The organism is Roseococcus sp. GW821-FHT12F05, from assembly GCF_058806835.1.
In genome coordinates, this window is the sequence record NZ_JBXAQB010000010.1 from 23,761 (window position 1) to 40,906 (window position 17,146).

18 protein-coding genes are annotated in these 17,146 nt (G+C 70.1%); 13 read left to right on the plus strand and 5 right to left on the minus strand.

The window, feature by feature from the left end:
• The first annotated feature begins 82 nt into the window (after positions 1 to 82).
• The 4 genes from AC1ROY_RS21850 to hflX all read left to right on the plus strand — a co-directional run bounded on the left by AC1ROY_RS21850 (position 83) and on the right by hflX (position 4,278).
• Positions 83 to 1,090 carry a Gfo/Idh/MocA family protein gene (locus AC1ROY_RS21850; protein ID WP_493151003.1) on the plus strand — a complete coding sequence of 336 codons (1,008 nt, stop codon included), beginning with the start codon at positions 83 to 85 and terminating at the stop codon, positions 1,088 to 1,090.
• A complete protein-coding gene (locus AC1ROY_RS21855; protein WP_493151004.1) occupies positions 1,087 to 2,046 on the plus strand; it encodes a tripartite tricarboxylate transporter substrate-binding protein in 960 nt (319 codons plus the stop codon). Before AC1ROY_RS21850 ends, AC1ROY_RS21855 begins: the two co-directional genes overlap by 4 nt.
• A 129-nt stretch (positions 2,047 to 2,175) precedes the next feature.
• A complete protein-coding gene (locus AC1ROY_RS21860) occupies positions 2,176 to 2,877 on the plus strand; it encodes an SDR family oxidoreductase (protein ID WP_493151005.1) in 702 nt (233 codons plus the stop codon).
• 48 nt (positions 2,878 to 2,925) lie between these two features.
• Entirely contained in the window at positions 2,926 to 4,278 is a 1,353-nt protein-coding gene (hflX, locus tag AC1ROY_RS21865; protein WP_493151006.1) for a GTPase HflX, read from the plus strand.
• A gap of 17 nt (positions 4,279 to 4,295) precedes the next feature.
• Here hflX and AC1ROY_RS21870 read toward each other — a convergent pair whose 3' ends face one another.
• Entirely contained in the window at positions 4,296 to 4,946 is a 651-nt protein-coding gene (locus AC1ROY_RS21870) for an LbetaH domain-containing protein (protein WP_493151007.1), read from the minus strand.
• 169 nt (positions 4,947 to 5,115) lie between these two features.
• Here AC1ROY_RS21870 and AC1ROY_RS21875 point away from each other — a divergent pair, with 169 nt between their 5' ends.
• The 3 genes from AC1ROY_RS21875 to htpG all read left to right on the plus strand — a co-directional run bounded on the left by AC1ROY_RS21875 (position 5,116) and on the right by htpG (position 8,571).
• Positions 5,116 to 5,952 carry a serine hydrolase gene (locus AC1ROY_RS21875; protein ID WP_493151008.1) on the plus strand — a complete coding sequence of 279 codons (837 nt, stop codon included), beginning with the start codon at positions 5,116 to 5,118 and terminating at the stop codon, positions 5,950 to 5,952.
• A gap of 129 nt (positions 5,953 to 6,081) precedes the next feature.
• Complete coding sequence (locus tag AC1ROY_RS21880) at positions 6,082 to 6,663, plus strand: transposase (RefSeq protein WP_493151009.1); 582 nt, start codon at positions 6,082 to 6,084, stop codon at positions 6,661 to 6,663.
• Positions 6,664 to 6,741: 78 nt separating this feature from the next.
• The gene (gene htpG / locus AC1ROY_RS21885) at positions 6,742 to 8,571 is read left to right on the plus strand and encodes a molecular chaperone HtpG (RefSeq protein WP_493151010.1); all 1,830 of its coding nucleotides are present in this window, start codon (positions 6,742 to 6,744) and stop codon (positions 8,569 to 8,571) included.
• 206 nt (positions 8,572 to 8,777) lie between these two features.
• Here htpG and AC1ROY_RS21890 read toward each other — a convergent pair whose 3' ends face one another.
• Complete coding sequence (locus tag AC1ROY_RS21890; protein ID WP_493151011.1) at positions 8,778 to 9,311, minus strand: DUF5943 domain-containing protein; 534 nt, start codon at positions 9,309 to 9,311, stop codon at positions 8,778 to 8,780.
• Between the two features lie 67 nt (positions 9,312 to 9,378).
• Here AC1ROY_RS21890 and AC1ROY_RS21895 point away from each other — a divergent pair, with 67 nt between their 5' ends.
• Genes AC1ROY_RS21895 through AC1ROY_RS21905 form a run of 3 tightly spaced genes read left to right on the plus strand, consistent with a single transcriptional unit; the run spans position 9,379 to position 10,980 of the window.
• Positions 9,379 to 9,648, plus strand: a complete 270-nt coding sequence (locus tag AC1ROY_RS21895; protein WP_493151012.1) for a hypothetical protein — start codon at positions 9,379 to 9,381, stop codon at positions 9,646 to 9,648.
• A gap of 41 nt (positions 9,649 to 9,689) precedes the next feature.
• On the plus strand, positions 9,690 to 10,190 hold the full coding sequence (locus tag AC1ROY_RS21900; protein ID WP_493151013.1) for a cupin: 501 nt from the start codon (positions 9,690 to 9,692) through the stop codon (positions 10,188 to 10,190).
• Between the two features lie 37 nt (positions 10,191 to 10,227).
• Positions 10,228 to 10,980 (plus strand): alpha/beta fold hydrolase, encoded by a 753-nt coding sequence (locus AC1ROY_RS21905; RefSeq protein WP_493151014.1) that lies wholly within the window; start codon positions 10,228 to 10,230, stop codon positions 10,978 to 10,980.
• Here AC1ROY_RS21905 and AC1ROY_RS21910 read toward each other — a convergent pair.
• Positions 10,977 to 11,813, minus strand: coding sequence for a TauD/TfdA dioxygenase family protein (locus AC1ROY_RS21910; RefSeq protein ID WP_493151015.1), 837 nt, complete (start codon positions 11,811 to 11,813; stop codon positions 10,977 to 10,979). The genes AC1ROY_RS21905 and AC1ROY_RS21910 overlap by 4 nt on opposite strands.
• A 185-nt stretch (positions 11,814 to 11,998) precedes the next feature.
• Between AC1ROY_RS21910 and AC1ROY_RS21915 the strand changes: the two genes are divergently transcribed.
• Genes AC1ROY_RS21915 through AC1ROY_RS21925 form a run of 3 tightly spaced genes read left to right on the plus strand, consistent with a single transcriptional unit; the run spans position 11,999 to position 15,113 of the window.
• Positions 11,999 to 12,745 carry an SDR family NAD(P)-dependent oxidoreductase gene (locus AC1ROY_RS21915; RefSeq protein WP_493151016.1) on the plus strand — a complete coding sequence of 249 codons (747 nt, stop codon included), beginning with the start codon at positions 11,999 to 12,001 and terminating at the stop codon, positions 12,743 to 12,745.
• A gap of 14 nt (positions 12,746 to 12,759) precedes the next feature.
• Entirely contained in the window at positions 12,760 to 14,337 is a 1,578-nt protein-coding gene (locus AC1ROY_RS21920; protein WP_493151017.1) for an ABC transporter substrate-binding protein, read from the plus strand.
• Positions 14,337 to 15,113, plus strand: coding sequence for an SDR family NAD(P)-dependent oxidoreductase (locus tag AC1ROY_RS21925; RefSeq protein ID WP_493151018.1), 777 nt, complete (start codon positions 14,337 to 14,339; stop codon positions 15,111 to 15,113). The genes AC1ROY_RS21920 and AC1ROY_RS21925 overlap by 1 nt, the downstream gene beginning before the upstream one ends.
• Positions 15,114 to 15,269: 156 nt before the next feature.
• Here AC1ROY_RS21925 and AC1ROY_RS21930 read toward each other — a convergent pair whose 3' ends face one another.
• On the minus strand, positions 15,270 to 16,199 hold the full coding sequence (locus tag AC1ROY_RS21930) for a polysaccharide deacetylase family protein (protein WP_493151019.1): 930 nt from the start codon (positions 16,197 to 16,199) through the stop codon (positions 15,270 to 15,272).
• A gap of 10 nt (positions 16,200 to 16,209) precedes the next feature.
• Complete coding sequence (locus tag AC1ROY_RS21935; protein ID WP_493151020.1) at positions 16,210 to 17,100, minus strand: polysaccharide deacetylase family protein; 891 nt, start codon at positions 17,098 to 17,100, stop codon at positions 16,210 to 16,212.
• Between the last annotated feature and the right edge of the window lie 46 nt (positions 17,101 to 17,146).

Sequence of the window (17,146 nt, forward strand, 5' to 3'; positions counted from 1 at the left end):
CGGTCCCGCTTCACTCCGCGCTCCCTGACACGGGGAGCGCGCGCGAATCGGACGCCGCGCCCAGGACGGAGAGCATCACGGCATGATTCGCGCCGCCATCATCGGGCTCGGGACCTGGGGCCAGCACCTCGTCCGCTGCGTGGGGCCCGACAGCCCTGACATCCGCTTCACCGCCGCCGCCACCCGCACGCCCGCCAAGGCGCAGGCCTTCGCCGGGGAGCACGGGCTGCGCATGCTCGCGAGCTACGAGGCCGCGCTCGCCGACCCCGACGTCGACGCCGTCGTGCTGGCCACGCCGCACACCCAGCACACCGACCAGATCGTCGCCGCCGCGCGTGCGGGAAAGCCCGTCTTCACGGAAAAGCCCCTCGGCGTGGACGCCGCCAGCGCCGCCCGCGCGGCGAAAGCCTGCGCCGAGGCCGGCGTCACGCTCGGCGTCGGCTACAACTGGCGCTTCCAGCCGGCGCTGCAGAAGATCCGCAGCCTGATCGACGACGGCACGCTCGGCCGCGTCCTGCATCTGGAGGGCAATTTCTGCGGCCCCAGCGTCTACCGCTTCCCCGAAGGCCACTGGCGCCACGACCGCACCGAAGGCCCCGCCGGCGGCATGACCGGCCGCGGCGTGCACGTCGTGGATGCGATGCTCCACCTCGCCGGCCCCATCGCCCAGGTCACCGCGCAGAGCTTCCGGCTCGTGCAGGATTTCGGCATGGACGACACGACCTCCATGCTCTTCCGCTTCGCCGGCGGCGCGACGGGCACCCTCGCCACCGTCATCGCAACTGCGGAAACCTGGCGAATGCAGGTCTTCGGCAGCAACGCCTGGGTCGAGGTCGGCGATGTCGAGCACCTCACCACCTGGGACCTCCGGCTCTGCCGCATCGACCGCGCGAACATCGGCGCGAAGCAGCGACCCGAGACCCTGACCTTCCCCAAGACCAGCACCGAGCGTGCCGAGCTGGAGCACTTCGCCCGCCATGCCGCGGCGAAGCAGCCGCTGGCCCTGCCGGGCGGCGACGCCGTGCACAATGTCGAGGTGCTCGGCGCCATCCTCCGCTCCATCGAGACGCAGACGACGGTGCGGCTGTGATCACCCGCCGCACACTGGGCCTCGCCGCGTTCGCCCCCGCCGCCGCGCTCGCGCAGCAGGACTGGCCCAGCCGCCCGATCCGCGTGGTCGTGCCCTCCACCCCTGGCGGCCCGCCGGACCTGATCCTGCGCGCCATCCTGCCCAGGGTCTCCGCCACGCTCGGCCAGCCGGTGGTGCTGGAGAACCGCGCGGGCGGCGGCGGCCTCGTCGGCACGGCCTATGTCGCGCGCCTGCCGGCCGACGGATACACGTGGCTCTTCACCACGGCCTCGCACACCAACATCCCGCCCTTCAACGACAACGTCACCTACGACCCCGTGCGCGACTTCTCGCACGTCACCCTCGCCGCCCAGAACTTCGGCCAGGCGCTGGTCGTGCATCCCTCGGTGCGGGCGACGAGCCTCCAGGAGCTCATCGCCCTGGCGAAGGCCGAGCCGGGCAAGCTCACCTACGCCAATGCCGGCAACGGCACGGCCAGCCACATCCCCGCCGAGCTCATGAAGACCATGACCGGCACGGACATCCTCTCCATCCCCTATCGCGGCGTGGCCGAGGCGACCACCGACCTGCTGGCCGGCCGCGTGGACATGTTCTTCGTCGGCACGCAGATCGCGCGGCAGCATGTGGAGAGCGGCGCGCTGCGGGCGCTCGCGCTGACCGGCGCCCGCCGCTGGAGCGGCATGCCGGCCACGCCCACCATGGAGGAGGCCGGGCTGCCCGGCTTCGAGGTGGTGAACTGGTTCGGCCTCTGGATGCCCGCCGGCGCGCCCGACGCGATCCTGCGCAAGGTGCACGCGGCGGTGGCCGCCGCGGTCAACGAGCCCGAGGTGAAGCAGCAGTTCGACGGCCTCGGGCTGGAGGGCGTCGCGATGCCGCCCGACCGCTTCGCCCCCTTCGTCGCGGAGCAGGCGCGGATCGCGCAGGAGATCGGGCGGCGGGTCAACACGGCGCGGTAGATTGGGAGCCACGGGTTCCCCAGACCCCTTCGCCGCCGCGCACCGTGACGAAGACCTGCCGCGGGGAGTGACCGGAAGCCGGGCCGCCCCCACGGCGTTGCCGCTCTGACGCGGATCGGGAGGAACAGCATGGAACAGCAAGTGGCGCTCATCACGGGCGCAGCCCATGGCATCGGCCTCGCCGCCGCGGAGCGCCTGCTGCGCGACGGCTGGCACGTCGTCATCGCCGACCGTGCGGAGGAAGCGCCCGCCCTCCCCGCGCGCTACGTGCGCGCGGACGTCGCCGACGAGGCCGCGGTCCGATCGCTCATCGAGGGCCTCCGGCGCGAGGAAGGCCGGCTGGACGGCCTCGTCTGCAATGCCGGCTTCATGATCCGCAAGCCGATCCGCGAACTGAGCCTGGCCGAATGGTCGTCCGTTCTGGCCACGAACCTCACCAGCACCTTTCTGCTCGTGAAGGCGGCTGAGGACCTGCTGCGCGCCGCCAAGGGCAGCGTGGTGACGGTGGCCTCCACCCGCGCCCACCAGTCCGAGCCGGATACGGAAAGCTACGCCGCCAGCAAGGGCGGGCTGCTGGCGCTCACGCATGCGCTGGCCATCAGCCTCGGACCCGATATCCGCGTGAACGGCATCAGCCCCGGCTGGATCGACACCAGGGGCGAGGCGCTGCGGCCCGAGGACCACGCCCAGCATCCCGTCGGCCGCGTCGGCCGGCCCGAGGACACCGCGGCGATGATCGCCTGGCTGCTCGGGCCGGAGAGCGGCTTCGTCACCGGCTCGGAGTTCGTCATCGACGGCGGCATGACCCGGAAGATGATCTACGAGGAGTGAGCCGCACGGCCTGTCGGAGCTTCGGCGCGTCCGTGCTACTCCCCTGTCATGGAGACTAGAGCCCCGATCCCACTGGCTGTCCTCGTCGGCATCCAGACGCCTGACATCGACGACGTCGCCCACGAAGCCAGCCTCGAGGAGCTGGGGCGCCTGGTGAAGACCCTCGGCTACGAGGTGGTCGGCACGGTCTCGCAGAAGCGCGAGGGCACCGGCGCCGCATCGCTGCTCGGCAGCGGCAAGCTCGCGGAGCTGGCGGCGCTGACCGGCGGCACCGGCGTGGTCGGCTCGATGGCGCCGGCCGCGAAGTCCAAGGCCCGGCAGCGCTTCGAAGGCGCGGCCGAGCCTGCCGACGCGGCCCGGCCCGAACCGGATGCCGCCCGCAAGCCCGACTTCGTCATCGTCGACCACGAGCTTTCGCCCAGCCAGCTCCGCAACCTCGAGCGCGCCACCGGGGCCCAGGTGCTGGACCGCACCGGCGTCATCGTCGAGATCTTCCACCGCCACGCCAACACCCGCGAGGCGAAGCTCCAGGTGGAGATGGCCCGCCTGAAATACGTCGCCCCCCGCATGCGGGAATCCACCACCGGCGGGGGCCGCCAGCAGGGCCCGGGCGCCGGCGAAAGCAACCTGGACCTCGACCGCCGCAAGGTCCGCGACCGCATCTCGGAGCTGAAGACCCAGCTGGAGGCGGTGCAGCGCGACGGCGACAACCGCCGCTCCGCCCGGCGCGACCAGTTGCGCGTGGCGCTGGTCGGCTACACCAATGCCGGAAAATCCTCGCTGATGCGGGCGCTGACCGGCAGCCAGGTGCTGGTGGAGGACAAGCTCTTCGCCACCCTCGACACCACCGTGCGCATCCTGCAGCCGGAGACCCGGCCCCGCGTGCTGGTCTCCGACACGGTCGGCTTCATCAAGCAGCTGCCGCACGACCTGGTCGCATCCTTCCGCTCCACCCTCGCGGAGGCGCTGGAGGCCTCGCTGCTGCTCTTCGTGGTCGACGCCTCGGACCCCACCTACGAGGCGCAGCTGGAGGTGAGCCGGACCGCGCTGCGCGAGATCGGGGCGGATGCGGTGCCGTCCCGCCTGGTCCTCAACAAGCTGGACCGGGTGGGCGCGGAGGGACGTGCGGCGCTGATGGAGAAGCATCCGGACGCGATCCTGCTCTCCGCGCATGCGCCCGAGGATGTGAGCGCTCTCAGGGACACCATCGTCGCCTTCTTCGAGGCGGCGATGGTGGAGGACGTGCTGGTGCTGCCCTATGCGAAGCAGGGGCTGATCGGCGAGGTCTATGAAAGCGCGCGGGTGCTGTCCGAGGAGTACAGCGAGACGGGCCGCGTGCTGAAGGTGCGCGGCCTGCCCGGCGCGATCGTGCGGCTGCAGCGGAGCCTGGCCGCGCACTGAGCCTTCCGGCGGACGGCTCAGCCGGCCACGGCCGGCGCGGCGACGTCCCACTTCTCGCAGAAGGCGGCGATGTCGTCGGACTGGAAGTCGCCGAGACGCGCCATGATGGTCTCGAAGGGCCAGTCCCACCAGGCGATGCGGGCCAGCCGCGCCGCGATGTCAGCCGGGAAGCGCGGCCGGATGGTCCGCGCGGGCACGCCGCCGACGATGGTGTAGGGCGGCACTTCGCGGCTCACCACGGCCCCGGCGGCCAGCACCGCGCCATTCCCCACGGTCACGCCCGCCAGGACGATCACGCCATGGCCGATCCAGACGTCGTGGCCGATCACCACCCGGTCGTTCCGCCGGTCCCGGAAGAAGGCGTGGTCGCGCGTCTTCTCCGCGTCGTAGTATTCCGGGCAATAGGTGAAGCGGTGCAGCGAGGGCCGGTCCATGGGATGGTTCGGCGGACCGATGCGCACCGAGGCGGCGATGGCGCAGAACCGGCCGATCTGCGCATCCGCCACCTGGCAGTTCGGGGCGAGGTAGCTGTAGTCGCCGATCTCGGAATAGGAGATCCGGCAATCCTCCAGCACCTCGCAGCACCGGCCGATCTGTGCCTCCCGCAGACGGGCTGTCGGGTGGATCACCGTCGCCGCGATCTTCGGGCCTGATTTTACCGCGTCCATCTCGCTCGACCTTCTTCCGACGGCAGCGCGCTTATATCCGCTCGCGGCGGAAGCCCAATATCGTCGCAGGCCGGCGCACGGTCCCTGGACTGGGCCGCGGATGCGTTCATTCTTCCGGCGTCTCGCCTCCCTGCGAGCCATCCGAATCCGACAGGCAGGAAACCAGTCCATGGACCGCTTCGAGAGCATCGCTCACGCACAGCCCTTCACGCTCACCTATCGGATCGAGGCGCTGGACGGCAGCGGCCGCGTCTGGGGCAAGGGCGCGGATGTGGTGCAGCCCTCGGCCAGCACGCGCAAGGTCGGGATCATGATCCACGCGCTGGGCGCGGCGCGTGCCGGGCGCATCGACCTGTCGAAGAAGCTCACCATCACCGCCGAGCTTCAGGCGGGGATCACCAGCGGCACCTACCAGTACATGTCGCCGGGCACGGAGTATTCGCTGCGCGACGCGATCGTGAACATGATCATCACCAGCGACAATGTCAGCACGCAGCTGGTGCTGACGGAGGTGGGCGGCGCGGACAAGGTCACGGCCTGGGCGAAGGGCATCGGCATGGCCGGCACGCAGCTGAAGGGCCTGGTGCCGAACCCGGCGCTGGCCTGGGATCACGCGCCGGAGGAGGTGGCCGTCACCTGCCCCGCCGACCAGGCCCTCCTGCTGCGCCGCATCGTCGCGGGCATGACGGACGAGGCCGAGGCCAGGGCGCTCGGCGTGGCGCCGGAGGATTGCATCCAGGGTCTCGAGATCATGAGCTGGCAGCGGCTGAGGGGGATGATTCCGTTCCTGCTGCCCTTCGGCACCCGGATCGACAACAAGACCGGCCGCAGCCGGCGCGGCCGGAGCGACGTGGGCGTGGTGTGGAAGGACGGCAAGCCGCTCTTCGCCATGGCCGCCTATGCCGACTGGGTGCCGGACACGCTGCCCGATGGCCTGCCCGGCCAGTCCGGGGCCTATCTCTCCATCGCGAAGCTGGCCCGCGCGGCCTGGGAGGAGCTGGGCTAGAGGCCGAACCTGAAGTCGCCGCAGGGGTCCGGGGAGCCCGTGGCGCCCCGGCGGGGTGCGGGGCGGCGCCCCGCTCCTTCCGGCTGAATTTTCTTGATGTGTTCCTGATTTTCTTCCTATATTAGCTGGATGGCCTCTCCTCTCCGCATCCCCCACAACCCCCTCTCCGATGCGGAATGGCAGGCCCTCCTTCCCCACATCCTCCGGCGCTTCCGCGGCCGCCCCTGCGACCACCGCGCCCGCTTCGACGCCATCTTCCGCGTCGCCGCCACCGACGGTCCCTGGGCCGACCTTCCTGAAACCTACGGCAAGCCCGACACCGTCTCCCGCTACTTCCGCCGCCTGACCCATGAAGGGTTGTGGGAGCACCTCCTGCTCGCCCTCGCCGCCGCGCCCGAGGGCCACCCGCTCCGCGGCCTCCTCGGCCCCATCTGCCGCGCCGCCCGCCGCGCCATCCGCCTGCGCGGCCTGCGCATCATCCTCCTCGCCCGCCGCCTCGAACTGAAGCGCGCCCTGCCGGCCCCGCCCTGGATGTGCCCCGATCCGGATTTGTCCGAAAAGATCTTCGCCCTGCCGCTTCCGCAGCGACTCCCGCGAAACCGACGCGAGCGCGACGCCGCCATCTGGTACCTCCGCACCATCCGCAAGCTTCTCACCGTCGTGGCGGGCCGCCGATACATCCCCCGCGCCCTCAAGGCGTGCTGGCCGTGAGGCGCAACCAGTTGAAACATTCGCGCCCTCCCCGCATATCGCCCGCGGCTGAACTTGAACCCCGGAGGGAGAAGACGAATGGGTGAGACCCTGGAGCGGCATGAATTCGGCGCCGAGGTCGGGCGCCTCCTGGATCTGGTCGTGCACGCGCTCTATTCCGAGCGCGAGATTTTTCTCCGCGAGCTGGTGGCCAACGCCGCCGATGCCGTGGACCGCCGCCGCTTCGAATCCCTGACCGACCACGCCCTCGGCCTGCCCGAGGAGGCCAAACTCCGCATCCTGCCGGACAAGGAAGCCCGCACGCTCACCATCACCGATCCCGGCATCGGCATGACCAAGGCCGAGCTCGCGCAGCATCTCGGCACCATCGCGCGCTCCGGCACGGCGGCCTTTGCGAAGTCGCTCGCCGACGCGCCCGCCGGCGACAAGCCGAGCCTCATCGGCCAGTTCGGCGTAGGCTTCTATTCCGCCTTCATGGTGGCCGACCGCGTCGAGGTCACCTCGCGCCGCGCCGGCACCGAGGAGGCCTGGACCTGGGCCTCCGAGGGCAAGGGCGACTACACCCTCGCCCCGGCCACGCGCGAGGAGGCCGGGACCGACATCGTCCTGCACATCAAGTCCGACGCCGAGGAGTTCCTGGAGCCCTACCGCCTCCAGGCGATCATCCGGAAGTGGGCGGATCACATCGCCATCCCCATCACCGTCGCGCGCGAGGGCAAGGACGAGCCGGCCAACGAGGGCACGGCGCTCTGGCGGAAGCCGAAATCCGAGGTGACGGAGGAGCAGTACGCCGACTTCTATCGCCACGTCGCGCACGCCTTCGACGAGCCCTGGGCCACGCTGCACTGGCGCGCCGAGGGCTCGATGGAGTTTGCGGCGCTGCTCTTCGTGCCGGGGATGAAGCCCTTCCAGGCCGTGGAGGGCGAGCGCGAGAGCCGCGTCCGCCTGCATGTCCGCCGCATGTTCATCACCGACCAGGCGAACCTGCTGCCCTCCTGGCTGCGCTTCGTGCAGGGCGTGGTGGACACCGAGGACCTGCCGCTCAACGTCTCGCGCGAGATGCTGCAGTCCACGCCGGTGCTGGCCCGCATCCGCAAGGCGGTCACCAACCGCGTGCTGTCGGAGCTCAAGACCCAGGCCAAGGATTCCGCGAAGTACGAGAAGTTCTGGGACAATTTCGGCCCGGTGCTGAAGGAGGGCGTCTGGGAGGATGCCGAGCACCGCAAGGACGTCGCCGCGCTGCTGCGCTTCCGCTCCTCCGCGGTCGAAGGCTGGACCTCGCTGGCCGACTACGTCTCCCGCATGAAGGAGGGGCAGGAGGCGATCTACATCCTGCTCGGCGACGACACCGCCGCGCTGGCGAAGTCGCCGCAGCTGGAGGGTTTCCGCGCCAAGGGCGTCGAGGTGCTGCTGCTCTCCGACGGCATCGACGCCTTCTGGCCGGAGCGGCTCTCGACCTTCGAGGAGAAGCCCATCCGCAGCATCACCCAGGGCACGGTGGACCTCTCCAAGGTGGCCGGCGGCGCCGAGGCCGCGGAGGCGGCCGACGTCACCCTGCTGCTGCCGCTGCTGAAGGACGCGCTGAAGGAGGAGGTCTCCGAGGTCCGCGCCACCGACCGCCTCGTCGACAGCGCCGTGGTGCTGGCCGCGCCGGAGCACGGGCCCGACCTCCAGATGCAGCGCATGCTGCGCCGCGCCGGCCGCGGCGGAGGCGGCGGCCTGCCCGTGCTGGAGGTGAACCCGCGCCACCCCCTCATCCGCAAGCTGGCCGAAAGCGCGTCGAGCGACACCGCGCTCTTCGAGAAGGCCGGGCTGCTGCTGGACCTGGCGCGCGTGCAGGACGGCGACGTGCCGCGGGATCCCGCGGGCTTCGCGAAGCAGGTCGCGGCGGCGCTGGCGTCGTCGTGAGGGGGCTTTGCCCCCTCACACTCCCCCACCAGGGGCCAGTGGGCCCCTGGACCCGAGCACTATGGGGATTTGGGAGAGGGGCGAAGCAGAACCGCTGGGCTAGGCGGTCGCTCCGCGCCCCTCACCCAAATCCCCATAAAGTATTGGTTTCCAAAGGCCACTCGGCCTTTGGTGGGGGGAGCGCGAGGGGAGCAAAGCCCCTCTCGCTACGCCACCGCGTCGCAGCGCAGCTCGAACCGGCACTCCGGATGCCCCTCCGCCGCGCAGGCCACCTCGCGGCACATCGGCTCGCCTTTGCGGCCGGCCATCTCCAGCACGTAGCGCATCCCGCCGGCGAAGCTGCCCTCGAACATGTAGCAGACCTTCCGTCCCGTCTGCGGCCCGTAGCCCAGCGCGAAGGCGGAGTGCCGCACCGTCACCGCGCCGGTGCCGGCCGCCTCGTCGAGCGCGGTGATCTCCAGCTGGCCGTAGCCGCGCTGCGAAAGGCGCTTCAGGTAGTGGCGGAAGGTGTCGATCGGCGAGAGGCCGTGCGTCTTCGCCTCGGCCCGGCACCACTGCAGCGCCGAGAGGTCGCTCGATCCGTAGAGGATCTTCCGGTAGGCCTCGGGCCCGATGGCGTTCTCGATGCCCTTTTGCATGTTCACCAGGAAGTGGCGCGGCAGATAGACCATCGGCAGGCCGTCGGTGGTCCAGATGCCGGTGTCGGCATCCACGTCGATCGGAACCTGGGGCTGGGCCATGCGCATCTCCTGAAACGTCGCGATGCTGGGCGATCCGGGCTAGCGTCGCAACCGGGAGGACCGTGCGATGGAACCGAAAGCACTGATGGATCGCGAGACGGCAACCGACCTGCCGGCGCCGCTTGCCGCCCTCTGGTGGGACGCCCGCGGCGACTGGGCGCGGGCGCACGAGGCCGCGCAATCCGTCGACACCGCGGATGGCGCCTGGGTGCATGCCTATCTGCACCGCAAGGAGGGCGACCTCTCCAACGCCGACTACTGGTACCGCCGCGCCGGCCGCCGGCGTCCAGCGGGGACGCTGGAGGCGGAGTGGGCGGAGATCGCCGCGGCGCTGTAGCCGAAGGGCGGCGGCGCGCGTTGTCCTGCGCGGAGGTTTCAATGAAGCCAGAGGTCCTGCATTTCGGCCGCAGCGACTGGGTGCCGAACAATCCGCGCCTGCCGGTGCTGCTGTACCGCGCGGCGGTGCCGGCGTCCGGCGATCCGGCCGCGGCGATGGAGGCGCTGTTCGCGCGCAACGGCTGGCCGCCGCAATGGCGCAACGGCGTCTACACCTACCACCACTACCACACGAAGGGGCACGAGGTGCTCGGCTTCGCGGCCGGCCGGGCGCTGCTGAAGCTCGGTGGCCCCGACGGCATCGAGGTCGAGGTGAAGGCCGGCGACGTCGCGTTGCTGCCTGCCGGGACAGGCCACCTCAAGATCCGATCGAGCCCGGAGTTCCTGGTGATCGGCGCCTATCCGCCGGGCCAGGAGGGCGACATCGTCAGGCACGCGCCGACACCCGCCATGCTGGAGCGCATCGCCGCCCTGCCCTTCCCCGAGACCGACCCGGTGCTCGGCACGAAGGAGGCCTTCCGCACCCTCTGGCGCGCGGCCTGATGCGCCCGCATGCTCCCGCCCCCGCAAGGAGGAAGCGATGCCCGTACTGACCCGCCCGGACGGCGAGATCCGCTACGAGACCCATGGCTCAGGCTTTCCCGTCCTGCTCTTCGCGCCCGGCGGCCTGCGCTCGCGGCTGGAGATGTGGTCCGCCCCGGCCGAGGGACCGCCGCGCCCCTGGGTGGACTGGACCAAGGCCCTGCCCGCTGCCGGCTTCACCGCCATCGCCATGGACCAGCGCAACGCCGGCCAGTCGAGCGCCGACATCGAGGCCGACCATGGCTGGCACACCTATGCGGCCGATCACCTGGCGCTGATGGACCATCTCGGCTTCGAGAAGTTCCACGTCCTCGGCGGCTGCATCGGCGGCAGCTTCTGCCTGAAGGCCGTCCAGGAGGCGCCGAAGCGCGTCGCGGCCGCGGTGCTGCAGAACCCGATCGGCCTCAACCCGGAGCACCCCGAGTACTTCCCCGAGAGCCACGCCGAATGGGGCGCCGCGCAGCGCGCCGAGCGTCCGGCGATCACCGAGGAGGCGCTGGCCGGCTTCGGCCGCAACATGTGGGCGCGCGACTTCGTCTTCTGCGTGGACCGCGAATTCGCGCGCAACTGCCCGGTGCCGACCTTCCTGCTGCCCGGCACCGACATCCCGCATCCGGCCACGACCAGCTCGGAGCTCGCGGAGCTGCTGCCCGGCGTGGAGGTGCTGACCCAATGGCGCGGCCCCGATCACCTCGCCGAGCAGGAGAAGCGCGTGGTGGCCTTCCTCAAGGCCCATACGCCCGGGAGCTAGAGGATGGGGCTGCGCCGCAGCGTGCGCGGCTGCGTCTCGTCATAGGGCGTGCGCGCGTGCTGGAGGCGCCGGTTGTCCCAGAGGACCAGGTCGCCCGGCCTCCAGACATGGTCGTAGATGATCGCGGGATCGTAGAGATACTCGCGCAGCCGGGTCATCAGCGCCTTGCCCTCCTCGCCGGGCAGCTCGACCACCTCGACGCTGGAGAGCTTGTTCACCCAGAGCGCGCCGCGATCCTCCGGCGCCGCGCGCCAGACCATGGGATGCACCGCCGTCAGCGCCGTCTGCTCCGCCGCGTCATCCACGTTCCAGTCCTTCGCGAGCGTGCTTCGGTAGGTGTAGTCCTGCCGGACATGCAGCGTCTCGGCGCGCTCGCGCAGCGCTTCCGGCATGCGGTCCAGCACCGTCATGGAATCCGAGAAGCGCGTGTCGCCGCCGGCATTCGTCGGCACCTCGAGGGCATAGAGGATCAGCGCCGAGAGCGGCTCCTTCTGGAAGAGCTGGTCGGAATGGAAATCGAGGTCGCCCTTGCCGAAGACGCCGTCCTTGCGGACGTTGGACACGTGCTGCGCGGTCGCCTCCACGCTCTTGACGCGGTTCCTCTCGCGCAGCTGGACCGGGCCGAAGATCTCGGCGAAGCGGGTCTGCTGCTCGGTGGTGATGTCCTGGTCGCGCAGCAGCAGAAGGCGATGCTGCCGGAAGGCGGCGCGCAGCGCGGCGCGCGTGGCCTCGCTCGGATCCTCACGCAGATCGAGGCTGCGCACCTCGACGCCGAAATGCGGGTTGAGGGGATGCAGGTCGAGCCCTGCGACCGGGTTGGATAGCCCTTCCATCGTCGTCTCCCTCTTCGGCCTGCGCGCGCGGCATCCGTTCCGGCACCGCAGCGAGGTCATTATCATGATACTCATCGCCGCCGTTCACGGTAATTTTCTCCGCCTCGCCTGTCGATACCTCTTTGCGTGACTATCAGAGCGTGAAAGGCTTCGATCATTGCTATCATCGGGAGGAATCCGCTCACATGCGGCTGCCAGATCGGCGCGTCATCATCACCGGCGGCTCCTCCGGGATCGGCCTGGAGACGGCGCGCCTCTTCCTCGCCGAAGGTGCGCGCGTGGCGTTGCTGGATCTCGACGGCGGCCAGGCCGCAGCGGCCTCCCTGGGCGAGGGTGCGACCGGCTTCGCCTGTGACGTCACCGACGAAGCCTCCGTGCAGAAGGCGGTCGAGGCTGCCGGACAGGCGCTCGGCGGCGTGGACGGGCTGGTGAACTCGGCCGGCGTGAGCCTCTGGCGCCCGCTGGCCGAGACCTCCTACGAGGACTGGCGGCGCGTCCATTCCATCGATCTCGACGGGCCCTTCCTCGTCACCCGCGCCGCGCTGCCGCTGCTGCGCGCGGCCGGCGGCGGGACCATCGTGAACCTGGCCTCGGGCGCGGGAATGCGGCCACTGCCCAATCTCGGCGCCTATTGCTCGGCCAAGGCCGGGCTTGTCATGCTGAGCCGGGCGCTGGCGCTGGAGTTCGCGGGGGAGAACATCCGCGTGAATGCGGTGGCGCCAGGGCCTATCCACACGCCCATGCTGGAGCGCACGCTCTCCCGCGTGCCGGACCGGGAGGCGAAGATGCAGGAATTCCTGGCCCGCGTCGGCATGCGGCGGCTGGGCACGGCGGAGGAGGTGGCCAAGGCCATCCTCTTCCTCAGCTGTGCGGAATCTTCCTTCACCACGGGCGCGGTCATCGAGGTCGATGGCGGCCGGGTCCAGATCTAGCGAAAGGATACGCGATGAAGACGAAAGCCCTTCTGGCCGGCCTCGCGATGCTCGGCGCGGCCGGCGCGCATGCGCAGCCGCAGCAGCCGCTGCGCCTCGTGATGAACAACGAGTTGCAGACGCTCGACCCGATCGTCTCGCCTTCGGTCGTCACGCGCGCCTTCGGCTCGATGGTCTGGGACACGCTGGTCGCGCCAGACAGCCGGGGCGTCTTGCGGCCGCAGATGCTAGAGGGCTGGGAGATCAGCCCCGACCGCCTCACCTGGACCTTCAAGCTCCGCCCCGGCCTCGAATGGACCGACGGCACGCCTGTCACGGCCGAGGACTGCGTGGCCTCGATCCGCCGCTGGGGCGCGCGCGACGGGCTCGGCCGGCAGCTCATGGGCGCGACGGCGAGCCTCGACGCGACGGCGCCCGACACCTTCGTGATGCGGCTCAACCGGCCCTTCGCCCTGGTGCTGGAGGCGCTCGGCAAGACGGCGACGCTGGTGCCCTACATGATGCCCGCGCGCCTCGCGAACACGCCCGGCACGCAGCAGATCGCCGAGATCGTGGGCTCCGGCCCCTTCGTCTTCCGCCGCGAGGAATGGCGCCCCGGCGACCGCGTGGTCTTCTATCGCAACGCGCGCTACCGCCCTCGCTCCGAGCCCGCGGACGGGCTCGCCGGCGGCAAGGTCGTGCACTTCGAGCGCACGGAATTCGTCAGCATCCCCGACCACGCGACCAAGGTCGGCGCGCTGCAGCAGGGCGAGATCGACTATATCGAGCGCGCTCCGCTCGACTTCATCGCGAGCCTCCGGCGCGACCGCCGCGTGGTCGTCACGCCCGGGCTCGGCGGCGGCGAGGTGGTGGGCGCGCTGACGCTCAACCATACCATCCCGCCTTTCGACAACGTCCTCGTGCGGCGCGCGGCGCAGCAGGCCATCGAGCAGTCCGACGTCGTCGCGGCGACCGGCCTGCCGCCCGATATGGTGCATCAGCACTGCTACACCTTCTTCATGTGCGGCGGCCCCTATGCGACCGAGGCCGGCACGGAAGCGCTGCGCAGCCACAGCCTCGAGCGGGCCCGCGCCCTGCTGCGCGAGGCCGGGTACAACAACGAGCCCATCACCGTGCTGCATTCGCGCGATTCCGCGCTGATCGACCCGGTCTCGCTCGTCGCCGTGGACCAGCTGCGCCGCGCCGGCTTCAACATCGACTTCGTCTCGACCGACTGGAGCAGCGTGGCCACGCGGCGCAACAACCGCAGCCCCGTCGCGCAGGGCGGCTGGAACGTCGTGCCGCTGGTCTGGACGGGCTTCGACATGCCCGACCCCATCGTCAATCCGGCGATGGTCTACAACTGCGCCAACGTCTATCCGGGCTGGTGGTGCGACCAGCGGCAGGTGCCGCTGCTGCGGCAGTTCTCCGAGGAGCCGGACATGGCGCGCCGGCGCGAGATCGCGGCCCAGCTCCAGGCGCTCGCGCATGAGAACGTCAACGTCATCCTGCTCGGGCAGTTCGCGGGGCCCGCGGTGTACCGCGCGGATCTGCGCGGCCTGCTCGACGTGGGCTTTCCGGTGCTGTGGAACATCCGCCGGGAGCGGCGCTGATGACGGAGCGCTGGGCCGCCGTCACCGGGGCGGCGGGCGGCATCGGCACGGCGGTCTGCCTGCAGCTCGCGCAGCAGGGCCTCGGCGTGCTGATGCTGGATGTGCAGGAGGGTCCGCTCGCGGCCTCGGCGGAGCGCGTGCGCGCGGCCGGCGGGCGCGCCGAGGCCATGGTGCTGGACGTGCTCGACCCGAAGGCGCCGGCCGCGGCGCTGGTGAAGGCCGAGACGCTGGGACGGACGGATGTGCTGGTGAACCTCGCCGGCGGTTCCGGCCCGCGGCCGATCCGTACCATCGAGGAGATGGATGACGAGATTTGGGACCATGTGATGGCTCTGAACCTCACCAGCGCCTTCCGCTTCTCCCGTGCCTTCGTGCCGGGCATGCGTGCGCGGAAATTCGGCCGCATCGTGAACACCTCCTCGACGCTGGCGCGCGGCCGGAAGGGGCCGGTGACGACGCAGGGCGCGCGCCTCGCCTATTCCACCTCCAAGGCCGCACTGCTGGGCTTCACGGCGCAGCTCGCGAAGGACGAGGCTATCAATGGGATCACGGTGAACGCGGTGATGCCCTCGCTGATCCTGGCCGAGCAGGGCAGCCGCATCCGCGACCGCTTCGAGGCGCTCTCGCCCGAGCACAAGGAGGGCATGCTGCGCGACTTCCCGACAGGACGCGCGGGCGAGGCGCATGAGGTGGCAGCGGTGATCGGCTTCCTGTGCTCGGAAGCCGCGTCCTATGTCACGGGCGTGGGGCTGCCCGTGGACGGCGGGTTCCTCTAGACCATGATGCGTTCGCATTCGCTCAGGCATCATGGTCTAGCCTTTTGTTTTGGCGCGTGATTCAGACCTCCGGCGCCTTGGCGCCTTCGGTCATCACGCTTTAGCGAGGGGCCCTGCCCCTCGCGCTCCCCGCCAGGGCTTTATGCCCTGGACCCCTCAACTGAGGCTGCCCGGATAGTCCTTCCAGATGGAAGGCTCCAGCTTGAGAGCCGGGGTGGCCGACACCCAATGTGCGATGCACTGCTCCGCTGCCGGATTCCACAGACCCGCGTGACCCTTCATCCACGCAAGAAAATCATCCAGCATCTTCAGCCGATGCGCGAAGCCCATGTGCTGCGGATGCAGCGTCATATGGAAGTGACGGCCGCGCTTGTGCTGCGCCTCGAACTCCCAGCGCAGGTTGCGGATGAACATGTCGGGGTTCTCGAGCCCCGTGCCCTTCATCGGGAACATGCAGAAATACTGGTCGTCGAAGTGGTAGTAGTAAGGCATCGTCGGCAGCGCGCGTTCGCTCGCGAAATCCACCGCCGTCCAGTAGGGCGCATCGTCGGCGAGGCCGTTGCCGTAGTAGCGATAGCCGGCCTCGATCAGCAGGTCGATCGTGTTCCTGCTGATGGTGCCGCCCGCGAAATCGTCGCCCTGGCGCGAGAGCATGAACCATCCCGCCGGCGCCTTGCCGATCGCCTCCGAGAGGATGGCCGTGGTCCGCTCCAGCCGCGCCTTCTCGATCTCGCGCGGCAGGCCCGAGATATCCTCGTGCAGCAGCGCCTCGGCCGCGATCTCATGGCCTTCCGCCAGGATCTCGCCCAGCTTCGGCCCGTAGACCTTCGCCATCGCCGCCGGCGTGGCGAAGGTGGCCTTCAGCCCGTGCTTCTTCAGAAGACCGAGCAGGTTGTCGAGCCCTTCCGCCATCGCGAAGCGCCCGACCGGCGTGGTCAGCTCCGCCGCCTTCAGCCCCTCGGCGGTCTGGGCGAGACTGAGGTCCACGGTGATGCTGACGCAGCAGGTCTTCCCATCGGGCCAGCGCAGCTCCGCATCGGGAATCGTGCGCTCGTTGGAGACGGTGTAGTTGTCTTTCCAGGGCATGGCGCTCTCCTCAGTTCCAGCCGCCGCTGGGGGGCTGCGCCGCGATGCAGTGCCGCGCCGTGGCCTCGCAGGTGTCGAACCACACGCCGCCCTTCTCCTTCATCCGGGCGATGAGCTTGTCCATCATCAGCGTCCGCAGCGCACGGCCGGAGACGAAGGGGTGCATGCAGATGTTGAGGTAGCCGTTTCCCGTCGCATGCTGCTGCAGGAAGGCTTCCCACCACATATCCATGACGCGCTCCGGATCGCTGATCCGCTGCGCCGAGGTCGGCGTCCCCAGCCAGGCGAAGGAATAAAACATCGCGTCGTCGATGGCGTAGTGGAAGGGCAGGTTGATCAGCACGCCCGGCCCGTCCGCGTCGCGCACATAATGCGGCATGTGGCTGGCCGAACCGCTGGAGCGGTAGATGTAGCCGAGCTCGCGCAGCAACGCCGGGCTGTGCCCGCTCCGCGTGCCGACGCCGCGATAGCCCGCGATCTTCGCGAGCGCCTCGGTGGAGCGGGTGAGATGGTCGCGCTCCAGCTCCGGATCCTTGGGGACGTGATGCTCCCACATGTGGTCGGTGATCTCGTGGCCGCTCTTGGCTGCGGCGGCGAGGGACTGCGGATAGAGCTCGCAGATGCGACCCGGCGTGAAGAAGGTTCCCTTGATCCCGTGACTGTCGAAGAGCTCGATCAGCCGCCAGATGCCGACGCGCCCGCCGAACTCGCCCTTGGCGAGCTGCATCGGCGGCTCGTTCTTCAGGCGGCGCAGCAGCATGGCGTCGAAATCGGCGGTGAGGTTCACCGCGATGCGCGCGCCATCCGGCCATTTCGGATCGGTGATCGCTTCGTGACGAGCGAGGTAGCCCTTCGCTGCCGCCTCCAGCCCGTCCAGCTCCGCGTCGAGATTTTCCGCCAAGGCCGCTTCCCCATTCGACGTTTCGCGGGGATGCTCCGCCAGCAGC

Bases quoted from the DNA above. Each gene is read 5' to 3' on its own strand.
- AC1ROY_RS21850 (WP_493151003.1), top strand. From the start codon at position 83: ATGATTCGCGCCGCCATCATCGGGCTCGGGACCTGGGGCCAGCACCTC.
- AC1ROY_RS21860 (WP_493151005.1), top strand. From the start codon at position 2,176: ATGGAACAGCAAGTGGCGCTCATCACGGGCGCAGCCCATGGCATCGGC.
- hflX (WP_493151006.1), top strand. From the start codon at position 2,926: ATGGAGACTAGAGCCCCGATCCCACTGGCTGTCCTCGTCGGCATCCAG.
- AC1ROY_RS21870 (WP_493151007.1), bottom strand. From the start codon at position 4,946: ATGGACGCGGTAAAATCAGGCCCGAAGATCGCGGCGACGGTGATCCAC.
- AC1ROY_RS21875 (WP_493151008.1), top strand. From the start codon at position 5,116: ATGGACCGCTTCGAGAGCATCGCTCACGCACAGCCCTTCACGCTCACC.
- AC1ROY_RS21880 (WP_493151009.1), top strand. From the start codon at position 6,082: ATGGCCTCTCCTCTCCGCATCCCCCACAACCCCCTCTCCGATGCGGAA.
- htpG (WP_493151010.1), top strand. From the start codon at position 6,742: ATGGGTGAGACCCTGGAGCGGCATGAATTCGGCGCCGAGGTCGGGCGC.
- AC1ROY_RS21890 (WP_493151011.1), bottom strand. From the start codon at position 9,311: ATGGCCCAGCCCCAGGTTCCGATCGACGTGGATGCCGACACCGGCATC.
- AC1ROY_RS21895 (WP_493151012.1), top strand. From the start codon at position 9,379: ATGGAACCGAAAGCACTGATGGATCGCGAGACGGCAACCGACCTGCCG.
- AC1ROY_RS21900 (WP_493151013.1), top strand. From the start codon at position 9,690: ATGAAGCCAGAGGTCCTGCATTTCGGCCGCAGCGACTGGGTGCCGAAC.
- AC1ROY_RS21905 (WP_493151014.1), top strand. From the start codon at position 10,228: ATGCCCGTACTGACCCGCCCGGACGGCGAGATCCGCTACGAGACCCAT.
- AC1ROY_RS21910 (WP_493151015.1), bottom strand. From the start codon at position 11,813: ATGGAAGGGCTATCCAACCCGGTCGCAGGGCTCGACCTGCATCCCCTC.
- AC1ROY_RS21915 (WP_493151016.1), top strand. From the start codon at position 11,999: ATGCGGCTGCCAGATCGGCGCGTCATCATCACCGGCGGCTCCTCCGGG.
- AC1ROY_RS21920 (WP_493151017.1), top strand. From the start codon at position 12,760: ATGAAGACGAAAGCCCTTCTGGCCGGCCTCGCGATGCTCGGCGCGGCC.
- AC1ROY_RS21925 (WP_493151018.1), top strand. From the start codon at position 14,337: ATGACGGAGCGCTGGGCCGCCGTCACCGGGGCGGCGGGCGGCATCGGC.
- AC1ROY_RS21930 (WP_493151019.1), bottom strand. From the start codon at position 16,199: ATGCCCTGGAAAGACAACTACACCGTCTCCAACGAGCGCACGATTCCC.